Source organism: Microbacterium sp. (assembly GCF_049650565.1).
Taxonomy (GTDB): domain Bacteria; phylum Actinomycetota; class Actinomycetes; order Actinomycetales; family Microbacteriaceae; genus Microbacterium.
The window spans coordinates 17,969-29,690 of sequence record NZ_JBASAK010000009.1; the positions used below are offsets into that span (position 1 = coordinate 17,969).

General features: G+C 69.0%; 9 protein-coding genes. 3 read left to right on the top strand and 6 right to left on the bottom strand.

Going from position 1 to position 11,722, the window contains the following annotated elements; all coding sequences use genetic code 11:
• Positions 1-51: 51 nt before the first annotated feature.
• From WA967_RS01560 to WA967_RS01580, 5 genes are all read right to left on the bottom strand, one after another.
• Entirely contained in the window at positions 52-1,326 is a 1,275-nt protein-coding gene (locus WA967_RS01560) for an ABC transporter substrate-binding protein (protein WP_424419145.1), read from the bottom strand.
• Between the two features lie 153 nt (positions 1,327-1,479).
• Complete coding sequence (locus WA967_RS01565) at positions 1,480-2,523, bottom strand: alcohol dehydrogenase catalytic domain-containing protein (RefSeq protein WP_424419146.1); 1,044 nt, start codon at positions 2,521-2,523, stop codon at positions 1,480-1,482.
• On the bottom strand, positions 2,520-3,356 hold the full coding sequence (locus tag WA967_RS01570; RefSeq protein WP_424419147.1) for a hypothetical protein: 837 nt from the start codon (positions 3,354-3,356) through the stop codon (positions 2,520-2,522). Before WA967_RS01570 ends, WA967_RS01565 begins: the two co-directional genes overlap by 4 nt.
• Positions 3,349-4,851: a xylulokinase gene (locus tag WA967_RS01575; protein WP_424419148.1), complete on the bottom strand. Its 1,503-nt coding sequence runs from the start codon at positions 4,849-4,851 to the stop codon at positions 3,349-3,351. The genes WA967_RS01570 and WA967_RS01575 overlap by 8 nt, the downstream gene beginning before the upstream one ends.
• Before the next feature lie 2 nt (positions 4,852-4,853).
• Positions 4,854-6,026, bottom strand: a complete 1,173-nt coding sequence (locus WA967_RS01580; RefSeq protein WP_424419149.1) for a glycoside hydrolase family 10 protein — start codon at positions 6,024-6,026, stop codon at positions 4,854-4,856.
• 180 nt (positions 6,027-6,206) lie between these two features.
• Here WA967_RS01580 and WA967_RS01585 point away from each other — a divergent pair, with 180 nt between their 5' ends.
• Together WA967_RS01585 and WA967_RS01590 are read left to right on the top strand one after the other, a co-directional pair.
• Positions 6,207-7,217: a LacI family DNA-binding transcriptional regulator gene (locus WA967_RS01585; protein WP_424419150.1), complete on the top strand. Its 1,011-nt coding sequence runs from the start codon at positions 6,207-6,209 to the stop codon at positions 7,215-7,217.
• 109 nt (positions 7,218-7,326) lie between these two features.
• Entirely contained in the window at positions 7,327-9,978 is a 2,652-nt protein-coding gene (locus WA967_RS01590; RefSeq protein WP_424419151.1) for a penicillin acylase family protein, read from the top strand.
• Between the two features lie 142 nt (positions 9,979-10,120).
• Here WA967_RS01590 and WA967_RS01595 read toward each other — a convergent pair whose 3' ends face one another.
• The gene (locus WA967_RS01595; protein WP_424419152.1) at positions 10,121-11,038 is read right to left on the bottom strand and encodes a DUF2510 domain-containing protein; all 918 of its coding nucleotides are present in this window, start codon (positions 11,036-11,038) and stop codon (positions 10,121-10,123) included.
• A gap of 121 nt (positions 11,039-11,159) precedes the next feature.
• Between WA967_RS01595 and WA967_RS01600 the strand changes: the two genes are divergently transcribed.
• On the top strand, positions 11,160-11,722 hold a 563-nt coding region (locus WA967_RS01600; protein ID WP_424419153.1), incomplete at its 3' end, for an alpha/beta fold hydrolase.

Sequence of the window (11,722 nt, forward strand, 5' to 3'; positions counted from 1 at the left end):
GTCCGTCTCCGTGCCGGGTGGGGCGCTCGCCCGCCCCACCCGGGTTCTCGGTCAGCCGCCGAACTCGGCGGTCAGATTCTTCTGAGCCTCCTTGAGTGCATCCTCGACGCTGGTGCTGCCGGAGAACACGCCGATGAGCGAATCAACGGCGGTCTGCCGGAACGCGGCAGCCTCGAGGCGGTGCCCCGGAGGTGCGTAGCCGAGGCCGCCGGGGTACTTCGCGGCGACGATCGCCATCTCGTTGACCCAGGGGTTCTTCTCGATGAACGCCGGGCTCGGCTTCACGTTGGTGCCGGGGATCTGCAGGAGCCCCTCCAGCCACTCGCGCTGCACGTCCTCGCCGAGGTTGATCTTCAGGTAGTCGCAGGCCAGGTCGTAGTTCTTCGACCCCGCCGGGATGACCCAGAATGCACCACCGGTGACAGCCGTGTGACCAGGGGTCGGCGGCGGTGCGTAGCCCACCGACGGGTACAGCTCGGCGTTGTCCGACTGCACCTGAGTGATCGCCCACGGGCCGTCGATGATGAACGCCGCCCCGCCCTCGGCGAACAGCGTGCGGATCTCGTCCGCATTCAGTCCCTTCGGCGTCAGCCCGTCCTCGTAGAAGCTCAGGTACGCCTTCAGCGCTTCGACGTTCCGGGGGTCATCGGCGGTGATCGAGCCGTCCTCCGAAGACCAGTCGCCGCCGTAGCCCAGCATCCACTGCAGCGAGTTGATGTAGTGCTGCTGGACGTCGGCGTTGTCGGTGGCGTAGGCGTAGCCGAACTTCCCGGTGGTCTCGAAGATCGCCTTGGATGCGCTGTAGAGCTCGTCTGCGGTGGTCGGGACCTCGTCGATGCCCGCCTGCTTCATCAGCTCGCTGTTGTAGATCAGACCCTGCGGCGACATCGTCAGCGGCGCCCCGTAGGTCTTCCCGTCCTTCTCGGCGACGCTGATGGAGGGCAGCACCCGGTCGGGGAGGTCGGTTCCCGCGAAGCACTCGTCCAGCGGTGCGAGCAAGTCGTTGGCGATCAGGGACGGCATCATGCCCGTGAACGCCGGCATGAGGTCCGGGAACTGCCCGGCGGAGATCTGGGTGTTGATCTGGTTCTCGAAGTCACCCGCGCCGATCTGGGTCGCCTGCACCTTCACACCCTTGTGAGCCGCCTCGAACTCAGCCATACGCTGCTTGTGCCAGACGCCGACATCGCCCTCCTCCCACATCCAGCTCGGGTAGACGAAGGTCTCCCCATCGTCGCCGGGCGTCGTGCCCGCTGAGCATCCGGCGAGCAGCAGGCCTCCGACAGCGAGGGGCACCAGGCCCCTCAGAAGCTTTCGCTGTGTCATGTCATTTCCTCTTCTTGATGGTCGTTCCGATCCGGGATGCATCCCGGTGATACTCGCACGGTCCTCAACCCTGAGCCGCCGTGCCTGGTCGGTGGTCATCCACCCCTGCGCCGGGTCCATCCTCGGATTCACGGCTGCAGGGCGGGCCGCCCGCTATGAGTCAGGGAGAACTGCGACCTTCACCCCCTTCCCGGAGCGTGCCGCCTCCAGCGCCTCGCCCGCCTCGGAGAGCGGGAATCGGTGCGTGATCATGGCGGAGACATCGACATGACCACCGGAGATCAGACCACTCGCGGTGCGGAACTCCGCCACGGTCGCATCCACGTTGCCGATCACGTCGAGCTGCTTGTAGTGGATGGCGTTCAGATCCAGCTCGCCGACTCCGGCGTGTCCGAAGCCCGCGAACAGGTTCACCGTCCCGCCGGCGCGGGTGGCGCTGATCGCATCCTGGGCGAGCGCAGGATGCCCGATGCACACGATTGCCACGTCCACCCCTTCCCCGCCGGTTCGGGAGCGCACCTGCTCGAGCAGATCCTGCGCCGTGGGATCGATGACGGTCACTCGCCCGAGAGCGGCTATCGCCTCGGCTCTGTTGCGCTGCGGCTCGCTGACGATCACCGTGGTGGCTCCGGCCCGCAGCGCCAGCATGGTGTGCAGCATGCCGATCGGGCCGCCGCCGAGGATGAGCACGGAGGAGCCGACCGTGATCCGGCACCGGAGATGCCCGTGGTAGACGCAGGAGAGCGGCTCGCTCAGCGCGGCGACCTCGGCGGGGATCCCCTCGGGCACCGTGACCAGGTTGCCGTTGGCGACGGCCCTGGCGGGAATGCGGATGTACTCCGCCATGGCGCCGGGGATCTGATAGCCGAAGATCTCCACGTTCTCGCAGAGGTTGGGCTGGCCGCGCCGACAGGGACCGCACTGCGCGCAGACCACCCACGGCATGGCGGCGCGGCGTGTGCCGAGCAGGTGCTCATCCGCGGTGTCGGAGACCTCGACGATCTCACCGACGAATTCGTGGCCGATCACGGCGGGCCACCGCACCCCGCCGGTCTTCTCCCCGGTGTAGACCCGCACGTCCGACCCGCACAGCGTGAGCGCCTGCATGCGCATCAGCACGTCACCGCGGGCGAGATCGGGAACCGGCGCCTCCCGCTGCTCGAGCTTCATGGGCTCTACGAGAACCTGCTGGATCATCCCTGCTCCTCCTCCTGGTCATACCGCAGCGCGGCGGACGGCAGCGGCTCGCCCGCCGCCGCCATCGATTCCCGGGCACCGTCGAGATCACCGTGCCGGACAGCGCGCACAAGCGCGTCGATCGCCGCCGTCGGCTGCGGTCGGTTCCACACGTTCCGGCCCACGACCACGCCGCTGGCCCCCGCAGCCATCCAGGCCACGACCTGTCCCAGGAAGTCGGCGCCATCGCGGGGAGTGCCGCCGAGGATGAGCACCGGCACGGGAGACCAGGCCACCAGCGCTGCGAGCGTCTCGGGATCTCGCGGCCCCGGCACCTTCAGCACATCGGCGCCAAGTTCGACGCTGAGTCTGGCCGCGTCGAGGATCGCCTTGTCGCTCTGCTGCGCGGCGGGTCCCCAGAACGCCGGCTCGACCATGAACGGCAGCGACGCCCGTGCAGCCTCGGCACCCGCCCTGCCTATCCGCGCGATGGCATCGGCCCACGCGTCGGCGTCCTCCAGCCCCAACGGCAGCAGCATCTTGCACATCACCGCACCCGCGGCCGCCGCGTCCGCAGGCGACCACAGCTGCCTGGTGGTGACCAGCTTCGCCCCGGTGCCGATGCCGGTGCCGAACACCGGCACGTCGAGCCCGGCGAGGACCGCCGGTGCGGGGGTGGTACCGGCCTCACCCGGGAATCTCCGGGCGAGGCCGGTGGTCAGGAGCACACCGTCGGCCTGGGAACGGGCGATGGCGTCCAGCATCCGCGGGACGTCCTCCCCGCCGCGCACGGCACCCTCGGTGCCGTGATCGAATGCGATGACCACCGATCGGCGGTCTGTGAGGTCAAGCATCTGTTCGTCCTTCCTCGCTCGCCGTCCCGGCGGAGACGGTGAGGCTGCTCAGTGACCGCGCGGCGGCATCGAACCGCCGCTGTCCGGCATCGTGGATCGCACGGCGCGAGGGCGAGGGGTCGAAGTTCTCCGCGGTGGGAGCGCCCCAGGGCCCGGCGGCCGGGTGCATTCCCTCCAGGGCGAGTCGAGCCGACCCCACGGCGGCGTCGGTGCCGCCGCTGAGCACGGTCTGGCGGAATCCGCAGACGTCGGTGATCAGCTGCACCAGTTCGGGGATCGACGACCCGGCGCCGATCGCACGGATGTCGTGGGGCATTCCCTCGTCGCCGAGCTGCGCCCGCAGGGCGTGCGCGAGTCCCTCGGCGATGGCCCGGGTGCGATCGTCCGCGCTGTGCGCGGCGCGCATGCCGAGCAGGGCCCCATCCGGCAGATGGGTGCGGCCGCCGGCGAGGTACGGCAGGTGCGTCAGGCCCTGCGCGCCGGGCGCGCTTCGCGCGAGCGCCGCGTTCACGTCGACGAGCGAGTCGTCGTGCCAGGGCGCTCCCGTCCAGCGGGCCCACCACTCGAACAGCCCGATCCCCGTGGGCAGGATGACGCTGCGGACCAGCTGCTCGGGCTGCCAGCCGGGGACGTTGACGACCGCGTCGGATCCGCTCGGGGTGGCCGCGAGCACCATGGTGGACATGCTCGTGCCGTACAGCAGCGCTCCTTCGCCGGTGCGCCGGGCTCCAGTGGCCACCAGGTCTGCCAGCGCGTCGCCGGTGCCGACGATCACCGGGGTGCCCTCGGCGAGTCCGGTCTGATCGGCGGCCTGCGCGTGGACGACACCAGCGCGCTCGCAGGGCCAGTGCAGCGCCGGCATGAGCGAGGGGTCGATGTCGGCGACCCGGAACGCCTCGAGGTCCCAGTCACGCGCCTCGAGCCGGTATCCGAGTCCGCCGTCCGCGGCCGAGAAGTGGTCGACGGTCATCGCCCCGGTCAGCCGGTGCACGAGGTAGCCGGTGCTGCCCAGCAGCGTGCACGTCGACGACCACACTCCGGGCTCGTTCTCGCGCAGCCACATCGCCTTGGCCAGCAGGTTCTGCGATCCCAGTCCCTGCCCCGACCGGCGATGGATGTCGGCGGCATCGAACGCGGAGCGCAGGCGCTCCACCTGCGTCTTGGCGCGCTCGTCGATGCTGTACATGATCGCCGGGCGCAGCGCCGATCCTGCGGCATCCATCGGCACCAGTACGGGGCAGACGCCACTGATGCCCACGGCGGCCACCCTGCCCCGGGTGCCGGTCTCGCCGCCCAGCAGACGCCGCACGATACGGCCGACGGCGTCCCACCACTCCTCGGGATCGTGCTCTGCCCAGCCGGGGTTCGGACGAGAGAGCGTGATCGGCTCGCGGGAGCGGGTGAGCACCTCACCGTCGCGGGTGCAGAGGGCACCCTTGACGCCCGACGTTCCCACGTCGAGTCCGATGAAGAGCTCACCCGCTGTGGACATCATGGTCACCGCGCGAGGTATTCCAGGAACTCGCTCAGACCCTCCTGGGGCAGCGGGGCGCCCCACTCGGTCTGGGTGTAGTGCCCCGGCTCGTGGCCGAAGATCGGCGCGTGGTGGAACAGCGCGAAGCCACCCGTGCCGATCGCGCGCGTGTCCTCGATGAGGGTGCGCACGTAGTCATGGTCGGGCGCGGTGGGGTGGAAGTTCTCGTTCTTCTCCGCCAGCCCGTGCGGGTACCCGAGGGCGCTGATGCCCGGGAGCAGCAGGGTCTTGCCCTCGACGACACGGTGCAGACGCTCCACCGTGCGGTGGAAGTATTCCTCGCTGTACCAGTAGACCATCGGGCAGACGAAGTCGAGGTACTGCGAGAAGCCGACCCAGTCGCAGTACACCTGGCTGGTGGACGAGCGGATGTTCGGGAACACCGCGGCGGAGAGCTTCTTGGACGCGAAGCGCTCGTCGATCAGCTCGCGCACGGACTTGACCGTCTGGTGCACGTTCTCGCAGTAGTAGTCGATCAGCGAATCGGCCTGGTGCAGGGCGATCGCGCGCTCGTCGTAGGAGAGCGACGTGAACTCCCGGCGCTCGAGAAGCCCGACGACGTCGTCGCGGTCCAGGCCGAAGCGCTCCTTGATCTGCCCGAGGCAGCGATCGCAGAAGCATGCCGCACGGGGGTAGCGGATGAAGTCCAGGTGGATGCCATCCAGATCGTGGGCATCGAGAACCTCGTTGACGAGGTTCAGCAGATACTCGCGGTAACCGGGCTGGCCCGCGCACACGAAGGTCGTGGGCTTGCCGTTGACGTCGACGACGGCCCACTCGGGGTGCTGTGCGAGCACGGCCTGGCCGGCGGCGAGGTCCTTCGCGTTGGGGTCGCCCTCAGGGAACACCGAGAAGTAGGCGTGCACCTCGATGCCACGCGCACGCGCCAGCTGCACGAGGTCATCCAGTCCGTCGTAGCTCTCCGCCGCCGGGTGGGCGTCCCCCACCTTGCTGCCGTACCACAGCACAGATGCGGTGTCGGCGACCCTGGCCTTCAGCAGCCAGAGGATCTTCGTCGCGCCGAGCTGCGCGCACTCCTCGACGATCTTCTCAACGTCCTCTCGCGAGAACTTCCCTGCAAGCTGCAGATCCTGGGCCTGCTCGACCCAGACTGCGCGCTCTTCCCTGACGGCCATGCCTGCTCCTCGACGTTCGTCACCCACTGCTGAATTTTGATGTAGATGACTGGATTTTCAGATTGCTTACGCTTTTGTTTCGCAAGTGAATGTCACTGTATGCGAAACTTCTTGACCACGCAAGCACAAGATGTATGATTAAATCTGCTGAACATTTTTCGATCAACAGAACGGCCGTCCGTGAGCCCATCCCGCGCCAACCCGAAGAGCCCGAGCCTGTCCGTCATCGCCGAAGCCGCCGGTGTCAGCACGGCCACCGTGTCGCACGCACTGAACGACTCCGGCCGGGTGTCCCCGGACACCCGGATCCGTGTGCAGGAGATCGCGAGAGAGCTCGGATACGAGACACCACGACGTCGCCGATCGTCGCGCATGCGCACGCTCGCCGTGGTCCTGTCCGCGAACGGGCACGAGGATCAGACGCCGAACTACTACGTCGGTGAGCTGCTCGCGAACGTGGAGGCCGCCGCCCGCACGAAGGACATCGAGGTCATGATCGGCTTCTGGCACGAACAGCGGCCGACCATCCTGACCAACTCCGCAATAGGCGGCGTCCTCTACCTGGGTGGGGACTTCGATGCCGAAGAGCTCAGCCAGGTCCGCCTGCCCGGGGTCATCGTGGGAAGCTACCTGCCGGGCCTGCAGCTGCCAGCCGTGCTCGCCGACAACCGCCGCGGCGCCTACCTCGCCACGGTGGCCCTGCTCGAGGCCGGATGCCGTCGCATCGCGCTGGCGAACGGTCAGGCGACAGCCCCCACCAGCGGCGACAAGTACCTCGGCTACTGCGATGCGCTGCACGAGGCGGGCATCCCGATCGATCCCGCACTGGTGACGCACGGGGACTTCTCGATGGCCGCCGGCATCGAAGCCGGGCGCGCGCTGCTCGGCGGGCAGCTGGGCGTCGACGGCGTTCTGGCCTGTGATGACCCGATCGCGATGGGCATCATCCAGACGGCATGGCTGCGGGGCATCGACGTTCCGGGAGATCTGTCGGTCATCGGGTACGGTGACAGCGCGATATCCCGCGAGAGCGATCCGGCGTTGAGCACAGTGCAGGTGCACCGGCGCGAGATGGCGAACGTGGCCGTCGAACTCCTCATGGGCGAGGAGCTCGAGCACAATCCGGGGTTCGCCGAGCGTCGTCTGATCCTCCCCACCGTGCACCGGCGAGGCACGATCCGCCCGGCGTGAGGTCCGTGCTCGCCGGAGCGACTGGGTAGGATGCCAGGGCATGCGCCTGCCCGAACCGCGCACCCACGCTCCGTGACACGGAGTCCCACGACTCATGGGAGACCAGCCGATGTCGTCAGCCACTGCTGCAGCACCATCCCGCCCTTCGATCGCCGGAAGGATCGGCCGCGTCGCGTTCGTCGTGCTGGCATCCGTGCTGGTGCTGGCGACGGCCGCCGCGTTCTTCCTCACCTGGACGATCCAGCGCTCCTTCCCGCAGACCTCGGGCGAGCTGACCGTCAAGGGCCTGCACGAGAGCGTCACCGTGCAGCGCGACGCGCTCGGCGTGCCCACCGTCACGGCGTCGTCGACCGACGACCTGTTCTTCGCACAGGGCTTCGTGCACGCGCAGGATCGGTTCTTCGAGATGGACTTCCGCCGACACGTCACCTCGGGCCGGGTCGCCGAGATGTTCGGCTCCTCGCAGGTGGCCACCGACAAGTTCCTGCGCACACTGGGCTGGCACGACGTCGCGCAGCAGGAGGTCGATGCCCTGGACGACACCACCCGCGGCTACTACCAGGCCTATGCCGACGGAGTGAACGCCTACCTCGCCTCGCGCTCCGGCGCCGACCTGTCGCTGGAGTATGCCGTGCTCGGCATCCAGAACCCCGACTACAAGCCCGAGCCTTGGCAGCCCGCCGACTCCGTCGCCTGGCTGAAGGCGATGGCCTGGGATCTGCGCACCAACATCGAGGACGAGACCAACCGCGCGCTGCTGGCGGCGAACCTCGACAAGGCCGGCGAATCGGATGCCGACGCCCAGGCGCTCATCGAGAAGGTGTACCCGGCATACCCGTTCGCGCAGAACCCGGTGATCGTGCCGAAGATCACCACCGACGCACCGGCGGCGGATGCCGAACCCGCCGCGAAGCCGGCCGCATTCACCGGCGGCGCCGGCACCGATGTCGGACAGGCGCTGCAGACCGTCCAGTGGCAGAAGGCCGACAGCGTGATCGAGGCCGCGAGCATGCTGATCGGGCCCGTCGGCGAGGGCATCGGCTCGAACTCGTGGGTGGTCTCGGGCGATCTGACCGCCAGCGGCAAGCCGCTGCTGGCCAACGACCCGCACCTGGGAGCAGCACTCCCGTCGGTCTGGTATCAGATGCAGCTGAAGTGCCGGACCGTGTCGGCGGACTGCCCGTTCGACGTAGCGGGATTCACGTTCTCGGGTCTCCCGGGCGTCGTCATCGGCCACAACGGCAAGATCGCGTGGGGCTTCACGAACCTCACCACCGACGTCGCCGACCTGTACATCGAGAAGGTGCAGGGCGACCAGTACTGGCGCGACGGCGCGCTGATGCCCCTGGAGGTGAAGAAGGACGTCATCAGGGTGGCGGGCGGCAAGGACGTGCCGCTGACCATCCGCCGCACGGTGCACGGGCCGATCATCTCGGGACTCACGGGCGACTTCACGGCCATCGCGAAGCATCCTTCGGCCGAGACCGGCACGACGCTGACCGACGTGCCCGGCACCCCCGCGGACGCGACGATGACCGGCGACTACGCCGTGAGCCTGCGCTGGACGGCGCTGGATCCCGGCACGACGGCCAGCGCGATCTTCGCGCTGGACACCGCCTCGGACTTCCAGGACTTCCGCCACGCGGCATCCCTCTTCGACGTGCCCGCGCAGAACCTCATCTACGCCGACAAGAAGGGCAACATCGGCTACCAGGCGCCCGGCCGACTGCCCATCCGCGGCACGGGCGACGGCTGGCTGCCGCAGCCCGGCTGGGACAGCGCCTACGACTGGACCGGGTTCATCCCCTTCGGGGACCTGCCCGTGTCGTACAACCCGCCCGAGGGCTACATCGTCACCGCCAACAACGCGATCGTCACCGACGACTACCCGTACTTCCTCTCCCGCGACTGGGACTACGGCTACCGGGCCGCGCGCATCTCGCACCTCATCGAGCGCAAGTCCGCCACGGGCCCGCTGACGGGCAGAGGTCTGCACGAGATCCAGATGGACGACGAGATGTGGATCGGCAAGCAGCTGACGGCCGCCCTGGGCGATGTCGCCGTGCCGGGCAAGGGACCGAAGGCCGCGGTGGAGCTGCTGCGCACCTGGGACGCCCAGAACCGGGCCGACTCCCCCGCCGCCGCGTACGCCAATGTGCTGTGGTCGAACCTCGTGCACAACGTGTTCACCGACCGGGAGGTGCCGCTGCCCGTGGACGACCAGGGCCGGCTGTTCACGGTCGTCGGCGCCATGCTCGACAGTCCCTCCGACCCGCTGTGGACCAACGACCGCCTGGGTGTGAGCGGCATGGACGAGATGCTCGCGCTGTCGGCGGAGCAGGCCTACGCCGAGCTGTCGAAGCTGCAGGGAGCGGACGTCACGGGCTGGAACTGGGGCACGCTGCACGCGCTCACGCTCACCAGCTCCACGCTGGGCTCGTCGGGCATCACGCCCATCGAGATGCTGTTCAATCGGGGGCCTTACTCCGTGAGCGGCGGATCATCCGTGGTGAACGCCACCGGCTGGATCCTCGGCGAGTCGTACGCGACCACCACCGTGCCGTCCATGCGCATGATCGTGGACCTGGCGGACTTCGACAAGTCCACCTGGATCCACCTGACCGGCGCCAGCGGGCACGCGTTCAACGAGCACTACACGGATCAGACCGAGGACTGGGCCGCCGGCATCCAGCAGCCGTGGGCCTTCTCGCGGAAGGCCGTCACGGCCGCGGCGACGGACACCCTGGTGCTGACGCCGTAGCCCGTCCCGGGCACACAATAGGGGGGCCGACACGCCAGATGTCGGACGTTTTCCGCGAAACCGGCCCCCGTTCTGGCGTGTCGGCCCCCAGAGTGCATCGGTGAGCGGATGCCGCGGATGCCGCCTCCGTGTTCCCGCGCGATCAGCGGATCGGCGGCGGCGAGGTCGGCAGGATCATCGAGAAGCGCCGCGTCCAGGTGACCAGCAGCAGCACACCGCCCATCAGCAGAATCAGGATGCCGACGACGAGCAGGGCGATGCCACCGCTCGCGTCGCTGCCCAGCAGCACGGCGCCCAGCAGCGCACCCAGGGCCCCGAGGCCGGCGAAGATCCAGCTGACGATCATCATCACCCGGTGCGAGCGGGGGCCGAACTGGCGGGGCTGCACGACACCGCGCTCCAGGATGTAATGCGCCCAGCGGGTGCCCGTCCACCACCGCTGCGCGCTCGCGGACACCGGGTACCAGCCGGCGCGGGCGCTCTCGGCCTCGCCGGGGAACGGCCGCAGTGCGGGGTCGAGCGATGGGGCCGTCTGCGGCGCCGGCACCTTGGCGCGCGCCGTGCCACGACCGGCCCCGATCATCCAGAGGACGCCGATCACGGAGAAGACGATCGCGATGACCCGCGTGTCCCTGCCGACCAGGAGGTTCACCAGGCCGATCAGCAGGAAGCACGAGCCGAGAACCCAGCCCAGAGACGGTGGTTCGAGTGCGTAGGGTTCGGCCGCGACACGGCCCTGGCGCAGGTAGTACGCGGACCATCGCACGCCGTTCCACCAGCGCGTCTTCCCATCATTCGGGGCGACGTACCAGCCCATCGGAGGACCTGCGGGCCAGAACTGCTGGACGGGCTGGAACCGCGGGGCGAGCTGGAACTGTTGACCCTGCTGATGCTGCTGCGGGGCCGGCTGCCGCACCGCGGTTGTCTGAGGCGCAGCATCCGGCACTGCGAACCGCTCGGGAGTCGCGACTTCGCGCTCGTAGGCTGTCCACTGCGTGCCGTCCCACCAGCGCTCCCTCCCGGGCGCGCCCGCCGGATACCACCCTGCCTGAGCTGTCATACTCCGCCCCCTCGGCTCGCCGGCACTCCGGCCGAGCCTCCTGGACGATCGTACAAGCCCAGGCTCCGGTGGACTGTGTTCATGCGGGAGACGACGAGAGCACTGCGGGTAGCGTGGATGGATGCCAGAACGCGTGCTCGCCCCCGAGGATGCCGCCGTCGAACTCGGGGAGTTCGCGCACGGCGGCGCGACGCTCGTGTTCGAGGACTTCGGGTCCGGGCAGCATCCGATCGTGCTGCTGCACGGCATCGGCATGGGACGCAGCGTCTACATCGACCTGATCCGGCGGCTGCGCGGACGGGTGATCGGCATCGACCTGCCCGGTTTCGGCGAGGCGCCGGAACCCGAGCGCACCCTGACCATGGAACGCCACGCCGACCTTGTGGCCGCGTTCCTGCGCTCGCGCCGCATCGCAGATGCCGTCGTGCTCGGCCACTCGATGGGCAGCCAGATCGCCGCCGAGGTCGCCGCACGGCATCCGGATGTCGTCGCCGGACTCATCCTGGCCGGCCCCACCGTCGACAGCACCGCTCGCAGCATCCGCGTGCAGGCGTCGTACCTGCTGCGCGACCTGATCGGCGAGCGCCCGACGGTGCTGTGGCGCGGCGCGCGCGAGTACCTCCGCGGCGGACCGCACCTGATCCGCAAGATACGAGCCACCATCGTGCACGAACCCGAGAAGGC

Excerpts from the sequence above, each read along its gene's own strand:
- WA967_RS01570 (WP_424419147.1), bottom strand. The coding sequence starts at position 3,356 with ATGCTTGACCTCACAGACCGCCGATCGGTGGTCATCGCATTCGATCAC.
- WA967_RS01580 (WP_424419149.1), bottom strand. The coding sequence starts at position 6,026 with ATGGCCGTCAGGGAAGAGCGCGCAGTCTGGGTCGAGCAGGCCCAGGAT.
- WA967_RS01565 (WP_424419146.1), bottom strand. The coding sequence starts at position 2,523 with ATGATCCAGCAGGTTCTCGTAGAGCCCATGAAGCTCGAGCAGCGGGAG.
- WA967_RS01590 (WP_424419151.1), top strand. The coding sequence starts at position 7,327 with ATGTCGTCAGCCACTGCTGCAGCACCATCCCGCCCTTCGATCGCCGGA.
- WA967_RS01560 (WP_424419145.1), bottom strand. The coding sequence starts at position 1,326 with ATGACACAGCGAAAGCTTCTGAGGGGCCTGGTGCCCCTCGCTGTCGGA.
- WA967_RS01595 (WP_424419152.1), bottom strand. The coding sequence starts at position 11,038 with ATGACAGCTCAGGCAGGGTGGTATCCGGCGGGCGCGCCCGGGAGGGAG.
- WA967_RS01575 (WP_424419148.1), bottom strand. The coding sequence starts at position 4,851 with ATGATGTCCACAGCGGGTGAGCTCTTCATCGGACTCGACGTGGGAACG.